Here is a 19056-nt window from a genome sequence, read left to right as displayed (position 1 = left end):
TCAGCCCTTGTAAACGGGCGACAGAGTTGATGCAACAGTTAGAGTTGCTAGATTCAGAACTATACGGGATGGCTGAAGTACCAGAGGAACTAGCTTGGTACAACCATTTAGGGACTGAGTTAGCTGGCGAATGGATTGATAGTCCGAGTCAAATTGCACACAATGACCGAGAACGTAGCATTATCCGTAAACAACGCGCCATCTTAGCCGAAATCAGACACGTGCTGGTTGTTAAAGAAGAATTGCAGTTACACCGTGAGGAGGCTTACAAAGACAAGTTAAAAGAGGATTATCGCTGGGCTAAGCGATTTGGTTTGCCGGACGCACAGATTGCTGAAATACTTGGTGAACAAACACGATTCATTATGCGACTAGGCGCCAAGATTCGTGCCGCCAGGTAATTGAAAAATTGACGTCAGGATGTCTGACGTCTTTTTCTTTACAAGAACAGGAGGATAAAATGATGGTTTCCATTTTGGAATCTAAAACGACTGGATCAAACCCAGATATAATCGTCAAACAAGTATTTACGGTTATTAAAGGGAGCGGGTATTTTGACTACACGTTAGATCATAATGGTGAAGAAAAGGCAATTGCGGATGTTAGTAATGATTATGATGTGCTAACCGAACAGGTTCGTGACAAGCTTGGGGACAAATACGATGGCTATATGGACTACAGTGGCGACACTCGTAAAACTCGACTTGAAGAAGGTGTTAACAAGGAATTGTTGCCCATGTTTTCTAGGGATACTTTAAATATGAGTCGGGCTGAAGCTGATGACATGCGACAGAAAGTGGAGGCGGCCGGTAAAGAACAAAATATCATGTGGAAGACTGTCATATCCTTTTCGGATGATTTCTTAATTGAACAAGGTATTCTGAGTGATAAAGTGCAACGGCACTTGGACCAACGCAAGTTAAAGACGGTTATTCAAAAACACATGGATCAATATTTAAAGGACGAGGGAATTGAAAGCTCAGCGGAGTGGTTTGGTAATATCCACCTATGGGGTGACCAAAATAAGGAACACATTCATGTCCACTTGGGTATTTTTGAGCCGGGAAAAAGTGCACGTCCGCAAAAGTTCAACCCGGAAACACAACAGAACGAACCGAGAGGTGTCTTTAGGCAGACAACCATTGATCGATTTAAAGCAAATCTTTGGCGTGATTTACGTAAAGACTCAGAACGAGAGAAAATGTTGACGCATCAGATAGCCCAGGATGCAGCCAAGAAATCCTTGATTGCAGAATTTGAGACGCTATCTGAGAAGCAACAATATAACGACTTATTACAAGATATCTTGCGCTCCCTACCAAACAATCAAAAATTATGGCGTGCTAAATCAAACGCTAAAGTAATGGCTGAGCCTAAAAAATTAGCTCATGAGTTAATTAAGCAGTTTTTGAACAAAGAAGGTCGAGCGGATTACCAAGCCTTTTTAACCGCAACAAAAGCGCGCCAGCAGGAGTATCTTCAGGCGTTTGGGTCAGAGAACGATCAGGCAAAGGATTATGTCAAAACCAAGGACGATGAATTACGCAACCGTTTGATAAATGGTTTGTTCAGACAAATGAAAGCGCTGGGGGTTGAAGATTTTGAAGTTGATCCCGTGGAGAAAATTAGAATGGAAAGTCCAGAGCAAAATCTTAGCAGGATTGAGGCGCTTAAAAAGTCATTGCGAGAGAATAAATTCAACGATGAGTTCGATAAACACAGCCAAGAGTCCGAACTAGCCCTTCGTGAACGACAAGAAAAATTGGGCCAACACGAGGATGATTCAAGTCCGGAACAACACCATCTTGACGGTGAGAAACAAAAGTCGGATTCAAAGTTTTCCGACCGTTTTCCCAAAGGATCAAGATTGTCTAAACGATCTGCGCGAAAGTTACAGCGAGGATTGCAGGCGGATTTGTCACAAGCAAGGCGTGCGGAAGAACGCGCTTTGTCAGCGTATGAGCGGGAACAATGGCAGCTACGACAAGAAGCTGAGCATGAAGCATACGAACATGACCGTTAACATCATTCAACATCTGACATCCGTAACAACTTTTAAGTAGACTAAAAAGTCCCTAACACACCAGATTGGCTATGCGTGTCAGGGACTTTTTTGATATACTGATTTTAACAGGTTAAAGGCGGTGGCTAATCCAACTCGAAAGGGGTTGATGCCTATGAGCGTATGTTCGTAGACTTCAAAATCTAAAGAAAGGAGGATTAGCTGAAGATGTCCGTTGCCGATGCGCTGTCGTTGATGATAGCGTTCGCAACCTTCTTGTTGGCTTTGTTGAGTTACATCGATAAGCACAACAAGAAGTAACGGCACAAAAAAACCGCCCAAACTTTGATCGGTTGGCGGTTTAATTTCAATTTAAATGCAAGCCATCGTCAAGACAACCTGGGCCCCGTGTTAGCAGCACGGGGTTTTTGTTTATGCCTACATTGTAGCACAGGGGAGTTCACTACTCAACTATTCTTGCCCGACGTCTGATTCCCAAAAATATGTACAAGCATTCTTGATTTAAAAAGCCAGATGGTTGTCTACCACCGGGCTTTGTCATATACAAATACTGGCTAATCTAGTCTGTTAAAACTTCGATTAACGTCTTGTGAACTTTTTAGGGTGCTTTCGACTATGGACCATATGTCATGGGGCAAAGGTAGAGGTTCGTTATAACACTTTCCTGTGTATTATTGTCAAACCTATATAATTCATGATATAGTATTATAGAAATCTATAGTATTAGATTTCTATTCACATGATAAAGGAGTATCTACTATGGTACAAAATTTGTTTAAATCAATTGGGGTGTTATTACTTGGGACATTTATTCTCATTGCAAGTCAGCTTAGTGCGGGATTAATTGCTGAGACAACGCATATTCCATTTATCAACGAAATTGGTAATGCTATTATTACGTTCGTAGTTGTTGTGTTGCTGGCAAAATATTTATTTAAATCTAACTTGGGTTTGAACTATACAGGTGTCAAATGGTGGTGGTTTATCGTTGCAGTGAGCCTTCCATGGCTTTTAAACATCGCGATGGTGGTTGTGCTTAAGGGAAGTATTACTGTTATAACCGCTCCAATGACAATTATCGCAGCTTTAATTGCTTCACTGGTTGCTGGTTTTGCCGAAGAAGTACTATTCCGAGGGCTTATGTACACTAGTATCCGCTCATACTTTGGTCAAACTTTAGCAATTCTGTTACCGTCTGTTACATTTGCTGCTGTGCACCTTTTGAATGGTCAGCTAGATACACCAAGTATCATTTTACTGTTAATTAGTGGGACAGCAGTGGGTATCTTATTCAGTGCCATTCGTGTAGTAACCGGTAATATTTGGACAGGCGTGGTTGTTCACGCAGTTTGGGACTTTTTTGTTGCATCTAAAGTGTTTGACTCATCCTTGTTTGCTATAAAAAGTTCATCAAGCCTCAAAGACAATATGTTAATCAGTGGAGGCGGATTTGGTATTGAAGCGTCAATGATTGCTGTGTTGCTTTATTTAGTTGCAGCTGCGATTATCTTCTATGTATACAACAACCAGAGGCACGATTAATCGTAAGTTATCTGCATCATTATTGAAATACATAGCATGAAGTAAAAAGGCAAGCAGTTCAATACTACTCGTCCATGTTTTGTAATCAACATATAGCAAAGTCCGAGAAGTATTTGGGCTTATTTAAAATAAAGAAATCACTCGCTAATCCTGACTGTCAAACTTTCGATTAGTGGGTTTTTTCTTTGTACTTTTTAGGATGCCTTCGGTAATGAACTATGGGCCAGTAGACAAGGAGGTTCAACAAGGCGAGGGAGGCAATCTGTTCGCAATTAGAAGTACGACGTTTGATTGCTGGTCAGGTTTATCAGAAATCACTGCGATGATGACGAACCTGATTAGAAAGAACGAGCACAGCTGCTAAAAGAAACCTCACTTTCTGACTGGCTGCCTTCTAGAACTTTGGCGGTGGAAAATTTACTTTAGGGAGCCTTCCGATAAATGTTGTAGTGGCAAGTGTTGATCGCCAGTTGAACCTTTAAAATCATTATTGGTAGTCATGAGTCAACAAGCTAATACAAATGGTGGTTTGGTACTAGTGGCATCACCCCGCGCAAAAGCTGAACTACGTATTAGTAATGTGATGCGTTAGCGTGATGTGCCAAATCCACGGTTAATGATTGCCAATCCCCGGATGAATCGTTACATTGAGATGATAAGAAGGTTAATGACATTTTCCGCCGATTTGTAGCTGAAGAAGACTTACATTTGTACTCTATAGACGAAAGTATCCTAGATGTTATCGATTCCTGGCAATATTGGCAATCTCAGTTTGGCAAAGATATAACCTTAAAAGGGGGGGCACGCCTAATACAATTAGCCGTTAAACAAGAGCTTGGTTTGTATCTCACCGTTGGGATTGGCGATACACCTGCAATGGCTAAGTTTGCCTTAGATTTGGAGGCCAAACATGATTTCAATAAGATCGTCCATAAATTAAGAATACCAAGATGTTAAATCAGACTAAAAAAGTCCCTGACAAACACCGGATTGGCTGTGTTTGTCAGGGACTTTTGGTATACTAGATTTAACAGGTTAAAGGCGGTGGCTAATCCAACTTGGAAGGAGTTGATGCCTATGAGCGGATGTTCGTAGACTTCAAAATCTAAAGAAAGGAGGATTAGCTGAAGATGTCCGTTGCCGATGCGCTATCATTGATGGTAGCGTTCGCAACCTTCTTGGTGTCTTTGTTGAGTTATATCGACAAGCACAACAAGAAGTAACGACACAAAAAAACCGCCCAAACTTTGACGAGCGAAAGGCGGTTTAACTTACTTATTAGATGGCCATCGTCAAGACAACCTGGGCCCCGTGTTAGCAGCACGGGATTTTTGTTTATGCATACATTGTAGCATAGAGGGGCGCGCTCCTCAACTATTCTTGCTGATGTCTGATTACGAAAAAGTTAGGTCTAACCATCATAGAATTTGTTTGATATTACTTTACGGGGCTTCAGATGAAATATTGTAGTAATAACACGGGATGAGTCCAGATGTAAAATCATGATGATTGACCCTGACAGTTGTTAAGCTATTGTCGAAATCTTTGATCGATAGTTGAGTTCAAAAATACAGAAATGAGGTTACATTAAAAACGAACGAACAAAGAAAGTAGATAAATAACATCCTAAACTTTTATTTTTTCTGCGGTTGCTTTTTTGTCGATAACGACATATAATTAGTTTGTAGCAAGCTACAATAATGAAAATAGGAGAAGGAACACTATGACAAAGTCATTCAAGACCCTAGGAGATTTTTTGGGGACGCATTTTATCTACACTTACGACAACGGCTGGGAATATGAGTGGTACGCTAAGAATGATCATACAGTTGACTATCGTATCCACGGTGGAATGGTTGCTGGACGATGGGTTAAAGACCAAGAAGCAGACATTGTTATGTTGACACCTGGAATTTATAAGATCAGTTGGACTGAACCGACTGGTACTGATGTAGCACTAGATTTTCTTCCTAATGAAAAAAAGCTTCACGGTACTATCTTCTTCCCAAAGTGGGTTGAGGAGCATCCAGACATTACGGTCACATTCCAAAATGAGCACATTGAGTTGATGGAAGAATCACGAGAAAAATATGAAACTTATCCTAAGCTGGTGGTCCCAGAGTTTGCTAATATTACATACATGGGAGAAGCGGGAGAAGATAATGACGATGTAATTTCAGAAGCCCCTTACGATGGTATGCCAGACGACATTCGTGATGGACGTTACTATGATGAGAATTATCGTCGATTGAACAAATAGTAGGTTGATATTATGCCAAAGCCAAGAACTCTTCCGAAAATAATCATTGGTTTACTGATTAACAAAGGTGAGCTAACGGGGAAGCAAATGTTAGATGTTTTCAACAATGACTTGTCAGAGTTTTGGAAGGTATCCCATAGTCAACTATACCCTGAATTAAAACGAATGGTTGCAGAGAAAAGTGTCACGATCAATAGTTCTCGTCAGTATTCTGTTACTAATTTGGGTAAGGAACAATTCGACCAGTGGTTGAATGAGCCCATTACGTTTGAGAATAGAGACTTGTTTGCATTAAAAATCTTTTTCGTCAGAGACGGAAAATCATCAACGTTAGTGAGTCTCTTAAGAAATGAACTAGCTGTCCACGGATCACATTTAGAACATCTTAAGACTCGATACGATGTCTTATTTAATTCACGTTCACAAATTGATGAGAATTACGGGCATTACTTAGTACTAACTCGTGCTATTAGCAGAGAGCGTGATTATCTTGTCTGGTTAGACCAGGTGCTATTATTAGCCGTTAATGATCGTATGCTCAATGATTAGTTTCCCAATATCGTGACAAAAAGCCAGGTGGTAAACAACCACTGGACTGAACCCCATGAGTTGACGTAAATCTAACTCATGGGGTTTTCTTATTTTCTCGAAAGAAATTCAAATTGAAGTGGTATCGATGTATCTCAAAGGTGTTCCGCCCATTGAAATAAGGAAAAATTCGGGATCAAAGCTCATTCGACTCTTGAAATCTGGGTGAAATCAATCAAACGGGATGGTTTGCTTTTATGATGGGATTCCTGAGATAAACAAACTCTTGATACATAAACATCATTTATATTGACAAGACGTAGAAAAAGTCCCTAACAACATCGGATTGGCTGTGCGTGTGTCAGGGACTTTTTTTGATATACTGATTTTAACAGGTTAAAGGCGGTGGCTAATCCAACTCGAAAGGAGTTGATGCCTATGAGCGTATGTTCGTAGACTTCAAAATCTGAAGAAAGGAGGATTAGCTGAAGATGTCCGTTGCCGATGCGCTGTCGTTGATGATAGCGTTCGCAACCTTCTTGGTGGCTTTGTTGAGTTACATCGACAAACACAACAAGAAGTAACGGCACAAAAAAACCGCCCAAACTTTGACGAGCGACAGGCGGTTTAAAAGTATTTAATTCAGCCATCGTCAAGACAACCTGGGCCCCGTGTTAGCAGCACGGGGTTTTTGTTTACGTTTATAGTCTAGCACATTACCAGGTGTTCAACAAATTATTATTGAGTACGAGGTCACGGAGCTTCCAAAAGACATCTGATTTGCTATATTTGTTTATGATAATTTGCTATACTCAACTTGGCAAATTAAAGTTAGGAGTCGATCTGACTTGAGAAGCGTTGATTAATCTCCTTAATTTTTTTTGCTAGCTCGTTACCGAATCGGAGTCACTAAACAATCGGAGAGTCAACCATGTCCTTAAATAATACATCATCGTTGATAACGTCGCTGCGTCAGGTAATCCCATCATCTTCCCAGTTATGGGCGGCCGTCAACCCAATGTCAGTCTTACGCGAACTAATAACATTGGACCGGCGCGAACATTTGTTAGCACTATTCATGATTCTTTCATCGGCTATAGCATTCATATTCCAACATGATTTTTCACTGATTGGGTGGGTAGGGCTAGTAACGTCAATAGCGTCAGTCTTAAATTTAATTTTGGTTGATCGTGGACGTCTCACTAATTTTTGTTGGGGGTTAATTTCAACGGGAACCTGGTTGGTTATCGCTGTGCATAACAATTTAATTGGAGATATTTCATCACAATTATTTTATTTTTTATCACAATTCGTTGGCATCGCTGTGTGGCATCGCTCGATTTCTATTTCCCATACCGACTATGTAAAGCCGAAAAAACTGAGTCCCCAAATGATGATATTAACAATTTTAATGGCGATCTTGCTATATAGCATCAATGTATACCTCGCAAACTTTCTGCATGGGAAACAGATTTATTTGGATGCCACACTATTAGTTTTAGGTATCATTGGTCAACTGTTAATGACGTACGGTTATCGTTCACAATGGGCTGCCTGGATAATGATTAATGTGATTAACGTTGTTATCTGGTCAGTTCAATTAAAAAATGGTGGTCCGGCGGCAACATCTATGCTTGTACTGCAAGTAATGATGTTGATTAATAGTCTGTATGGTACATACCTGTGGTTTCGACCTAAGTGATTAATGTAAAGCGGTAAATTTAAAGAATTATACTATTAACCATTTTAATTTTTAACCAAGTAAGTCAACATTCCCCCAAACAAACAGCTCTAATTGCCTAGAGGTTGACGAAAAAATAATGTAATTTCTCCAAGTCGACCTGTAGGGGGACTACAGCAAACACATCGGATTCGCTATGCGTGTCAGGCACTTTTTTGATATACTGATCTTAACAGGTTAAAGGCGGTGGCTAATCTAACTCGAAAGGAGTTGATGCCTATGAGCGTATGTTCGTAGACTTCAAAATCTGAAGAAAGGAGGATTAGCTGAAGATGTCCGTTGCCGATGCGCTGTCATTGATGATAGCGTTCGCAACCTTCTTGGTGGCCTTGTTGAGTTACATCGACAAGCACAACAAGAAGTAACGGCACAAAAAAACCGCCCAAACTTTGATCGGTAGTGGCGGTTCAATCTTTGATTTTACTGTGGCCATCGTCAAGACAACCTGGGCCCCGTGTTCGCGCACGGGGTTTTTGTTTATGCTTACATTGTAGCACAGGGGAGTTCACTCCTCAACTATTCTTGCTGAAGACAGATGTTTGTCGCTGCAGTCAGTCGGCCACGCTATTATGTCATTAGATAACCAGTTTTCAATCAAGCATTGCAGCCTTCCATAATGAGAAGTGAATAAATACTTTTCTTTTATTGGAGGGCGACATGAAAACTGTTGTATTAGCTGAAAAGCCTGACCAGAAGCGCAAACTAGAGGCAGCCTACCGCGCTGGCTCATTCCCAGAATTAGGTGACGTGACGTTTGTCAATGCACGGGGCCACTTGTATGAATTGGATGCACCTGAAAGTTATCAGACTAATTGGAATCGACAAAACGAAGATGGCTCATATAAGACGCCTGACGAAATCTTAGAAGCGTTACCAATCTATCCGGAAGCATTTAAATATCATAAAAAATCCGGAACGGCGAAGTTAATTACTGAAATTCAACAAGCAATCCAATCAGCTGATCAAATTTTAATTGCGACTGACCCTGATGCAGAAGGCGCTAGTATTGCTTGGAAAATCATTTGGCGAACTAAGAATTTTAGAAATAAGGTCATTAAGCAATTATCTTACAATGCACAAACCCTAGATGATTTTAAACAGGCTTTTGCCAATCCGGTTCCAGCTGAACGCTATCAACCAATGGCTTATCAAGCTATTACCCGGGAACAATCTGATTGGCTTGTTGGCATGAATGCATCGCGTCTGGTAACCAGTTTATTGAGAAAAAAAGGTTATCGTGCTAATTTCCCCGTCGGTCGTGTTCAGACACCGACGGTGGCTAAGATTGTTGCTCGTGAGCGTGAAATCCAAAATTATGATCCACAGCAAAATCTGCGCGTAACGCTATTAGACCAAGCACATAACGTCACGTTTAAAGGAATAGACGGTGTTGGTGAGTTTAGACCAAGTAATGGTGGACAGCCTGCTGCCCAAGCATTTTATAATCAGATTGCTGCGGGTCAATCCGTCATTACTGACGTGGTTACAACGCAACAACGGCAAAACGCTCCAGCGTTGTTTAAGTTCTCAAAGTTACAGGCAGAATCGTCACGTCGGTTCAAGTGGTCGCCGAAGAAAACGAGTGACATTTATCAAAAGTTATATGAACAAGGTTGGGTCAGCTATCCGCGAACAGATGAACAACACATTGCACCTAGTGAGTTTGACTATCTAAAAGCCAATGTCCTTGAGTACTTAGCGTTGGTCAATATGCATGACATGCCAATTACCTACCTAGAACCGCGCGCAAAATATGTTACAACCAAAGCTCTTGATCACTCCGCAAATATTCCAAGTTCCCAAATTCCAACCACTGAGGAATTGGCGACTTGGTCAGAAGAAAAGCAACAGCTTTATCGCCTGATTCTAGAACGTACTCTATTAATGTTTGCACCTGACATGGTTTACGACGAAACAATGGTGATTGTCACAAATTCGGGCTATCAGTTTAAAGCTATTGGAAAAGTAATCTCAGATTCAGGATGGACAAGTTTTACAATGGTTGATAAGCAAGCGCAAGACTTGCCAATATATAAAACTGGAGCAGTATTACAACTTGTGCCCCAAATGAACAGTATAGCCGCACCTAAGCGCTACACTGAGACTGACATGACTGATCATGTAATGGACGCGATGGGCTTAGGTCGTCCCTCCACACAAGCTGGCATTATCGAAAAAATTGAGGAGACGTATATCAATAAAACCGGCAAGAGGGGTGAGTTGTCACCAAAGCCAGAGGCATTTGTCCTAGTTGATTTTCTAGGCAAAACCATGTTGACAAGTCCCGACATGACCGCAAACTGGGAGATTTATCTAGATAAAATTGGAGCTGGAGATCAGAATGCTAAGCCAGAAACATTTTTACAAACGTTGCAACAGTTTCTCGAACAGCTCCGTCATAATCTACCACAACGACTAGCACAGGATGCTGTGATTAGTCCAATTAAACCGGATGACGTCGAGTCTGCCCACAGACCGTTTACTGATGCTAGTGAGCAAATTGAGACACCTTATGGTGTCTATCACGTACAACTACGCGAAGGTAAGAATAAGAGCGGTAAATCGTATCTACTAGCTACGTTACTCGATCAACAAGAACAAGAGATGGCTAAAATCTGGGGAACTCAGTACGGTAAGAAACTAACCGTCAAGCAGCTCAAGACGCTGCTGAGTCAAGGAATAGTGAAGAACTTGACGTTTAAGAAAAAGAGCGGTGAGGGGACATATAAAGCGAGTTTAGTTTTGACTGAGAATTTTGAAGTTAAATTATCATTCGATGATAAAAATAGGGCAAGTTTGAAAAAACGAAAATAATATCCCAAAAATGAATAGTTATTCGAAGCGCGCAGAACAATGCACGCTTTTTTTATTTCATTTCACAATCGTTATAGTTATGACAAGCAGGTATGACACCATATGAAAGGAGGAGGCTATGTCAAAATTCCCCATTGGTAACAAAAGATATTCACGTGTCAAAGATCCAATCGACATCATGGAATACCTAGAGTATATGGGCCACGATGTTGCAAAATTTGGACATGGTCAGTATCAATTGGTTGCCCACGACTCGTTGAAAATAACACCAAGTAAAAACGCTTTCTATTGGTTCTCACGTGGTGTTGGCGGGGGTGTATTTGAATTAATGACCGTCTTAGACGGTATCACTGCAAAAAAAGATCGCATTAAATTAGCACGTGAAATTAGAGCACAGCGTGGTCAGGATTTTAGGCCTCGACAAATAGAATTGCAGACCGCTACAACACCGTTTGAATTAAGTGAATTCTCATTTACAAACGACATGACGGCTAGTATCAACTATTTGCATGATGTCCGGCAGATAAATCAAAAAATCATCGATAGCTTGATTAAAGCAGATTTAGTGCGACAAGAGATTCGACATACTCACGATAATCAAACAATTCGCAACCTTTGGTTTGTTTGGTATGACGAACACCATAACATTATCGGAGCGGACATTATTGGCACACAATCAAGACAACACGGCAAACGAGGTGGATATTTCCATGGCATAGCTAAAGGATCGCCTAGTGGTCAAGCTGGTTTTCACTTTAGCATCGGGCCGCAGCCGTTTCCTGATAAACTATACGTTTTTGAATCACCTATTGATGCCATTAGTTTTTGGCAAATGAATGATCAAACCTTTAACGGCCAAAATATTGGCTTTCTATCGATTTCTGGTGTCAAAGTGCATACTTTGGCTAACCACCTCCAAGCATTTTATACGGATAACGGACAGTATCTACTACCATCAGAGATTTATATCGCTGTCGACAATGACAAAACTGGACGTGAATTTGCTAAAAGAATTTTAGCGCTTCTATCAGTTAGTGAAGCATTTGAATCAGTGAAACTATATCTTGATACCCCCACGGATGTCTCTCAGAAAGATTGGAATGATGTGCTACGTTATGGAAAATGGGGTGTCAGGCAGACAGAAATGGCAGCGGTGGACACAGTGCCACTTTACCAAGCTAATAACAAATAACATGAAGGAGTTTTTAACATGAACGAACAAGTACCAAAGAGTCATAGTGAAATTTATCATGCAGTGGATGGACGACTTGAATTCTCACCATACAATGCGGAACCAGTGCTGAATATGAAATTAATCAACGGACTGGGTGATCTAATTCCGGTACGGATTTTTGAGCGGGACTTAGTCAGTCTAATAAACCAGGCAGTAAAAGAGCCGAGTGAGTCGTACAGCGGGACAAAAATCCTTAATAGCTGTGTTGTAACGCCTGAAGAGCCTGAAGACTCTGAACCAGTTGTCAAAGATGGGTCGTATGAATCTGACACACAGAATTTAGAAAATAATGAATCGGAAAAAAAGGCTGATACGTTAGAATCATTTACTGGTCTAGAAGAAATTCCTAGTGAAGTAAACAATGGTGCCGACTTATCAGAGGAAGTCCCTCAAGACTCTGACAAGAATGAGATTGCTGATGATGTCACCAACATGATTGAACAGCAGGATGATGATCCCGGTGAGGCACCCTTGGACGATGATCTTGAGCGTGATGATTCTCTTGCAACTACGTTGCTGGGTTATCAACCCAGCAGTCTGACACCAGATGAAGCTAAAGCAGAAGCATTAATTGCCCAACAGGATCAAGAAGCATCTAGCTTAATGTCACATTTTAAAGAGAGTCTTGGGGCCAAACAAACCCACATCACATCAGATGCACTGCCAACAGGTCTCGATGATGGCATTAGAAATCGCGTGACAAAGACAGCTGAAGAAAGGCAAGAAATATTAGCAACTGAGATTGATCAGACCATTCAAGCTGATAAGGAGCAAATTTACTAATGGGTGAACTGTTAGAGAAATATACGACAAACATTTCGCAACGCTTGGTCGACAATCCATCACCGATCATCGGGCGGGCATTGCAAATTCAAGAGGTTATTAACGCATTGCTTCGAGCAACAAAAAATGCCCCTTTGCTTGTGGGTGAACCAGGTGTTGGCAAGACGGCGATTGTTGAAGGTGTGGCACAACGTTTGCTGACCGAAGCCGTACCAGCTCGTTTAAAAGGTTACGAAGTTTTAACTCTAGATTTGGCCAGTATGACTGGTGAGAGCTTCGAGCGTGACTTTGCTCAGTTGATTCAGGAAATTATCGAGGAAAGTTGGCATTACTTGTTGTTTATTGACGAATTTCACATGGTCATGGGTACCGGTAAGCAAAAAGGGACGTTGGATGCGGCTAATATATTGAAACCAGCCCTCGCGAGAGGTGATTTTAAGCTCATTGGTGCCACAACTACCGACGAGTATCACAAATTTTTGGAAGCTGATGGCGCATTAGAACGTCGTATCACGGTTGTTAATGTCCCAGAACCAAGCTATAACGAGACGGTGCTTATCATGAATGGTGTTGTTGATCAGAAATTAAGTCGCGCGCACAACGTCAAATACGAGCCATCTGCCATTGAAGCGGCTGTAACATTGTCAGACCGTTATCTGACGACTAAGTATCAACCTGACAAGGCGTATGACTTATTAGACTCGGCCGGTGCCCGTGTGGAGCTGGAGGAGTCTCGGAACCCAAAACTAGTCACCGTCGGTGATATTCATAATGAGCTGGAGCAGTTAGCAGGCATTCCTATTGGTTCATTGCAACGAACGAAATTCGAGAGGTTGGAATTGTTAGAAGAGCGATTGGCAGCTAATGTGATTGGTCAGCCAGTCGCTAGTGATTCAGTCATCAAGGTTGTCAGGCGTTCGCTAACTGGGCTTAATAGACAAGGAAAACCACTTGGCAATCTACTCTTTGTTGGGCCTACTGGTGTTGGTAAAACAGCGATGGTTAAGCAACTAGCCGAAACGATGTTCGATAGCGAAAGGAACATTATTAGATTTGATATGAGTGAGTTTAGTTTGTCTGAGACCGTTCAACGATTTAAGCAACAACTGACTAGGCAAGTGAAACTACAGCCGTACACAGTGGTCCTGTTAGATGAGATTGAAAAGGCGCACCCGTTGATTTTTGATTTATTCCTACAAGTTTTTGATGATGGTATCTTGAGTGATGAATTTGGTCGACAAGTGAGCTTCAAGAATACGTTTATTATTGCAACGTCAAACATGGGGTATGAACTCATGACGGATTCTAGGAACACGTTAGGTGCAGGTGATTCCGACGCAGTTCAAACTATTGATGAACTAAGTGAAGACTTTGCATTCGTTAAAAAGACCATGCAAAACGAGCTTAAACGTAAGTTCCGGCCGGAGTTTTTGAACCGATTGGATGATGTTGTTATTTTCAATTTCTTGGGGGTTAACACGATCAAGAGAATCACTAAGAAGACGATTGATGAGTCTATTACAGTGTTCCAGACACAGTATGCTTCAACAAGCGTGACTTATGATGCCAACTTAGTCGACTACATACTACACGTTGGATTCGACCCTAACAACGGTGCCCGACCTGTGCAACGTACCGTTGAGACCACGATTGTTGATAAATTGTCCGAGATTATTTTGAAAAATGTTGATCAACAAGGCAATTTGCCTATCCAAAAAATCGAATTTATCTTGGAAGGCGATACCCCGACGGGGTTTAACGATCATCGCCAATTACGGGCGAAAGTGACCACTTTCTGAAATCAGCTTTCGCCGCGCTATGATGACACATGTAAGGCAAAAACTATTGTCTACAGAAATAAAGGAGGTTGAAAGATGGACTTAGGTAATGCAGTCAATCAAATCGTTAGTGGTTTGCAACAACTGCAAAATTGGGCAGCCTTGGTGATCGTCGCGATTGCAGCTGTCATCTTGACAGTCGGCGCGACTCATTTCATGCGTAAAGATGAGCGTGGTACTGAGGAAGGGAAAACGCTGGTTAAAAATGGCGCAATTGCGGTCCTCATTGTCGCAGTTATTTGGCTCGTTTTGCACGCTGTATTCTCTTGGGCACAAGGGATACTTTAATTTTGATGCCACGTCTAATGACGTGGCATTTTTAGAAGGGAGGAGTTGAAATGCTTCAACAAGTATTAGAACACATCTTGACAGCATTTATGGTGTTTATCACAGTTGTCTTGCTGTCATCGGCTGTCTTCAACAATCGCGTTGCTCTCATCAGATCGAAACGTGATCCGTTTTTCTGGGATGAATTAACTGAGCGCGGTAGTCCGTATTGGTTAATGCGGATTATTATCGTCCGTTTTCTATTCGCTGTAACGGCGGCAAACTTACTGACACCCATCTTGACAACGTTTTACGTTGATTTGTTTGGTGTTGGAAATGGTGGACTCGCTGAACAGTTCAATGGGTTGCAACGGACCTTGCAAGCGCTCTGGGGGTACTCAATACTAGATTTCATAGTCAATATTTGGCCTTACAATTGGCTAGCCCATTTATTGGAGATGCCGGTTATCTGGACCTTAGTGTTTACAGGTGTGGCTCTTTGGGTTAGCCACTCTATTTATAGTCGCTGGCATGCAACGAAATATCGTGCAACAACAGAGTTTGGAGGTGCCGAATTCACCGAGCCACATGAGGCCCGACGGCAATATCAAGCCGTACCAGATCGAGGCATCACTTTTGACGGATATGGTGGCGTGCCATTGATGCACCAGTTCAATCGGAACCCAGAGGGATTTAAGCTGTACTTAGCGAGTGTCCGGCCAAAGACAGTCCCAACACACTTTTACAAGTACACACCACAAGGACGGCCTAAGGATTCAAAGCGCCATGCTTTGCCAGGCCGCTACTTCATTGATGGTAAAGCTGTTAATACGATTATTTTAGGAGAAACCCGTGCGGGTAAAGGTGAGACGATGGTGTTGTCAACCATTGACTTAATTGCCCGTGGTTCCAAGGATCAAAGTTTAGTGATTGCGGATATGAAGGGTGAACTATTTACGAAGACTAATGAACATTTGAAACGGCATAATTACGATGTTAAGGTCTTGAATTTTGATAATCTAAATTACTCAATGAGTATGAATCTGTTGTCTCAAGCGTTGTATTATGCCAAGCGCAGTAACTGGGCTCAGACGCGTCAAAAGATTTCACAATTGGCCAACACCATTTACCCCAGTGACAATGCGAATGCCAATGAACAATTTTGGATTAGTGGGGCGTCATCGACTTTCTCAGGACTTGCACTGGCAACCATTTGGTTGTTAAAGCGTGAGGATGAATGGCAGAAAATGACCGTTGCTAACGTTGTTAATTTGTTGCAACAACTAGGAACTACGACTGAGACTGTCACGTTGGATAAGCGACGACCAACGCTCCAAGAGCAGTTCAATCCTAACGTCCAAAAGATTGCAATGAATCGACTGGATTTCTTGGTGTCTGTCATGGATAAAGAGGCACAACGACTTCGAGACGCTGGTGAACAAGATCCATTATTGGATATGGCAATTGCAGCGTTCAACCAAGCTGGTATGGGGTCAACGGAGACAAAAGGAAACATCTACGCCTCAATGTTTGCGGCCGTGGAACTCTTTACCTCTGATATCAGTGTTCAAAAAATGACGACGATTGATGATTTTAGGTATTCATCAGTTGGGTTTCCTAGAGCTATGGAATTGCAGTTGCCACTATATTTTGCTAATCGAAAGGTTGCTATTTCATTTGATACACCTGACAGGCATTACGACGAATTAGTTATTGCCGATGAAATGGGCCTCGTGCAATTCGCTATTGAGCCAAAACTTGGTGATTATACGACTTTCAACGTTTCATTTGACGTTTCGGATAACTATACCGTTGATAAGCGGTATGCAAACATGCCAATTACGGATCGTTCCATTGTTATCACGGCGAAGAAGAAGTATGAAAGCCAAGGGTTTAAGCGGAAAGTGGATCCTTATACAGGATTAGAAGTGATTAAGGGCTACGAAATGGTTGATTTAGATACCAATATTGAAGCGGGCGCTGATGAGATTAATGTGTCATTTGATTATTCAGAAAAGCGTCTGGCGATTTTCGTTGTGCTACCGCCGCTAAAGAAGCAATATTATCAGCTAGCGCTGTTCTTTATGGAACAGTTGTATCAAGAAAATTATGATTGGGCTAATCGGAATAAAAATCAAAATATCAATCGCATTCATTTTTTGCTTGATGAGTTTGGTAATTTCCCAAAGTGGCCAGATATGAGCACAAAACTGTCCGCGGCATTAGGATACAACTTTGCCTTCACAATGGTGCTTCAAAATCTCGAGCAATTAACTTTGATATACGGTAAAGAGGGTGCTGACACTTTGATTGGTAATAGCTCAAATTTCCTTTATATCAAATCAAGTTCATTACCAACAGTGGAAGAAATCTCTAAGAAGTTGGGACAAAGGACAATTCGTGTGACGAACCCAGGTCACGATATTATGACGGGTCAAGAAAATGTCTCAAGTAAGGAACGCGCACTCTTAACACCTGAAGAGTTAATGAAGTTACGTCCGGGTCAGATGATCGCCTTCCGTTCTGCAAAGAATGATGATTTACGGGGCGCACAAGTATCGACGCATCCGCTTTATGATTATGGTTGGAACGCTATGCCATTTGCCTTTAATCTATTGCGAGGGTATCTTGCGGATTCACCTGAGCTATCGCGAGTTACGATACAGTCACCGCACCGTTTCTTAGACTTGAATGACTATCATGTCAATTTCAGTGATTTACTCGATAAACTGTACGCTGAGGTTTATGGCGAGAATACGTCGCCAGAAAACGTCCGGACTGATGAGTCGGGTTTGAACAATATGTACTACGTATCGCGTAATGATGCACTGCTTTCTGAGGAAGAAGCTGATATACTTGCGTCAGATCCAGGCATTGAAGAAGCCGTACGTGACACTTTGTTAGAGCATCTGAATGGGTCAATTAACACGCTTAAGTCGAATGGAGAATCAGACAAGTTACTTGCCGCACAGGTTGCCTATAAGACGTTCCAAGAACTCGATTTAACTGCATTAGCTACCTCAAGTTACTCAATGAGCGCTATGTTGGCGATGATGACTGAAGGAGGCTATAACGGCTTAGTTTATAAATTGAATGATATTTTTGAAGAATACGAAGAAGTAACAGCATAGAAGCGCAAAAGAGCAGCACGCCTCAGAAAATTTGGTGTGCTGCTCTTTGGTGATTGATATTCATTAAATGATTAATTATCGTGCTGCAAATGAAAATAATTAAAAGCAAAATCGATAACACCTGTTTGGATAAGATTTTTAGCATCCGGGTCAGAGTTAATGTTCTCTAAAAGATATATATTATCTTTATTAGCATCACCCGATAAAAAAATAGAAGCATTGCTGACAATAGGCAATTCACCTGGTGTTGATGTCAGGGAGAGCCTGTCAATCTGAGTTTGATCCAAGTAGTGAGGGGAAATGACATTGTCTATCGTTTTGTTTTTGGGGAGGATGAATATATTTGTATTGGAAATTTTCCCCATTTCAGTAACTGACTGGTTCTGACTTTCTGAATAGTATTTCACGAAATTACCGTCGTTATTCTTAATGTATAAGACTTTTGTATCTGGGTACTTTTTAGCTGTTGATTTAACCATGGCGATAAATGTTTTGCTATAGCTAGCTTTAGTATCATAAGTGACAACCACGACGTTCTTGTTCTTGGCAGCCGATTCAATCTTTTTAAACTGATTAGCCATGTAATCGGTACTAGATTCCTGTGTTGTTGACTTTGATGCTGAATCGGAACTATTTGAGCTGGGTACTAGATAGAACAAACTGACGCAACCAACAACTACGATTAATATTCCCAATGACAACTGTAATTTTGAAATTCTCATAAATTCTCATAACTCCTATCCGTGCATGATTTAACAAAATTATATCAAACTATGCTGCCTTATATGGAACGAGATTACCCAGTTTTTGAGTAAATTCGAATTCCAACTATTATTAACAACAACGTTAGTGTTAATTAGGTGTTTAATTAAGGAGGCAATTGTGAATTTCATAA

Annotated in this window: 18 protein-coding genes; 17 read left to right on the top strand and 1 reads right to left on the bottom strand. The window is 41.3% G+C overall.

Translation table 11 applies throughout. The annotated features are described in order from the left end of the window. Nucleotides 1–29: 29 nt before the first annotated feature. The 17 genes from OIT45_RS11965 (at nt 30) to OIT45_RS11885 (ending at nt 18161) form a co-directional block, all read left to right on the top strand. Complete coding sequence (locus OIT45_RS11965) at nt 30–401, top strand: hypothetical protein (RefSeq protein ID WP_199404655.1); 372 nt, start codon at nt 30–32, stop codon at nt 399–401. A 59-nt stretch (nt 402–460) separates the two neighbouring features. Continuing rightward, nucleotides 461–2023 (top strand): relaxase MobL, encoded by a 1563-nt coding sequence (gene mobL / locus OIT45_RS11960; RefSeq protein ID WP_199404656.1) that lies wholly within the window; start codon nt 461–463, stop codon nt 2021–2023. Nucleotides 2024–2230: 207 nt separating this feature from the next. Beyond that, the gene (locus tag OIT45_RS11955) at nt 2231–2323 is read left to right on the top strand and encodes a putative holin-like toxin (protein WP_242458289.1); all 93 of its coding nucleotides are present in this window, start codon (nt 2231–2233) and stop codon (nt 2321–2323) included. A gap of 459 nt (nt 2324–2782) precedes the next feature. Next, the gene (locus OIT45_RS11950; RefSeq protein WP_199404657.1) at nt 2783–3565 is read left to right on the top strand and encodes a CPBP family intramembrane glutamic endopeptidase; all 783 of its coding nucleotides are present in this window, start codon (nt 2783–2785) and stop codon (nt 3563–3565) included. A 708-nt stretch (nt 3566–4273) separates the two neighbouring features. Continuing rightward, the gene (locus tag OIT45_RS11945) at nt 4274–4522 is read left to right on the top strand and encodes a hypothetical protein (RefSeq protein ID WP_242458290.1); all 249 of its coding nucleotides are present in this window, start codon (nt 4274–4276) and stop codon (nt 4520–4522) included. A 173-nt stretch (nt 4523–4695) separates the two neighbouring features. Beyond that, a complete protein-coding gene (locus tag OIT45_RS11940) occupies nt 4696–4788 on the top strand; it encodes a putative holin-like toxin (protein ID WP_242458291.1) in 93 nt (30 codons plus the stop codon). A gap of 500 nt (nt 4789–5288) precedes the next feature. Further along, nucleotides 5289–5825, top strand: a complete 537-nt coding sequence (locus OIT45_RS11935; RefSeq protein ID WP_199404658.1) for a phenolic acid decarboxylase — start codon at nt 5289–5291, stop codon at nt 5823–5825. A gap of 12 nt (nt 5826–5837) precedes the next feature. Continuing rightward, nucleotides 5838–6374, top strand: a complete 537-nt coding sequence (locus tag OIT45_RS11930; RefSeq protein ID WP_199404659.1) for a PadR family transcriptional regulator — start codon at nt 5838–5840, stop codon at nt 6372–6374. 470 nt (nt 6375–6844) lie between these two features. Next, on the top strand, nt 6845–6937 hold the full coding sequence (locus tag OIT45_RS11925; RefSeq protein WP_220383266.1) for a putative holin-like toxin: 93 nt from the start codon (nt 6845–6847) through the stop codon (nt 6935–6937). A gap of 434 nt (nt 6938–7371) precedes the next feature. Next, nucleotides 7372–8055, top strand: coding sequence for a nicotinamide riboside transporter PnuC (gene pnuC / locus OIT45_RS11920; protein ID WP_242458292.1), 684 nt, complete (start codon nt 7372–7374; stop codon nt 8053–8055). A 311-nt stretch (nt 8056–8366) separates the two neighbouring features. After that, nucleotides 8367–8459 (top strand): putative holin-like toxin, encoded by a 93-nt coding sequence (locus OIT45_RS11915; protein ID WP_220383266.1) that lies wholly within the window; start codon nt 8367–8369, stop codon nt 8457–8459. 292 nt (nt 8460–8751) lie between these two features. Continuing rightward, nucleotides 8752–10908, top strand: coding sequence for a type IA DNA topoisomerase (locus tag OIT45_RS11910; RefSeq protein WP_199404662.1), 2157 nt, complete (start codon nt 8752–8754; stop codon nt 10906–10908). A gap of 118 nt (nt 10909–11026) precedes the next feature. Continuing rightward, entirely contained in the window at nt 11027–12100 is a 1074-nt protein-coding gene (locus OIT45_RS11905; RefSeq protein ID WP_264330304.1) for a DUF3991 and toprim domain-containing protein, read from the top strand. Nucleotides 12101–12118: 18 nt separating this feature from the next. Further along, nucleotides 12119–12925, top strand: a complete 807-nt coding sequence (locus tag OIT45_RS11900) for a hypothetical protein (RefSeq protein ID WP_199404664.1) — start codon at nt 12119–12121, stop codon at nt 12923–12925. Continuing rightward, a complete protein-coding gene (locus OIT45_RS11895; protein ID WP_199404665.1) occupies nt 12925–14724 on the top strand; it encodes an AAA family ATPase in 1800 nt (599 codons plus the stop codon). The genes OIT45_RS11900 and OIT45_RS11895 overlap by 1 nt, the downstream gene beginning before the upstream one ends. 75 nt (nt 14725–14799) lie before the next feature. Further along, nucleotides 14800–15051 (top strand): hypothetical protein, encoded by a 252-nt coding sequence (locus OIT45_RS11890; RefSeq protein WP_199404666.1) that lies wholly within the window; start codon nt 14800–14802, stop codon nt 15049–15051. A 50-nt stretch (nt 15052–15101) separates the two neighbouring features. Next, entirely contained in the window at nt 15102–18161 is a 3060-nt protein-coding gene (locus tag OIT45_RS11885) for a VirD4-like conjugal transfer protein, CD1115 family (protein ID WP_199404667.1), read from the top strand. A 71-nt stretch (nt 18162–18232) separates the two neighbouring features. Here OIT45_RS11885 and OIT45_RS11880 read toward each other — a convergent pair whose 3' ends face one another. Then, nucleotides 18233–18883, bottom strand: a complete 651-nt coding sequence (locus OIT45_RS11880; protein WP_199404668.1) for a hypothetical protein — start codon at nt 18881–18883, stop codon at nt 18233–18235. Nucleotides 18884–19056: the final 173 nt, after the last annotated feature.

Source organism: Weissella sp. LMG 11983 (genome assembly GCF_025908495.1).
In the GTDB taxonomy this organism is placed as follows: Bacteria; Bacillota; Bacilli; order Lactobacillales; family Lactobacillaceae; genus Weissella; species Weissella fermenti.
Note: the sequence above shows the minus strand (reverse complement) of the source record. Positions and strands in the feature narration are given on the sequence as shown.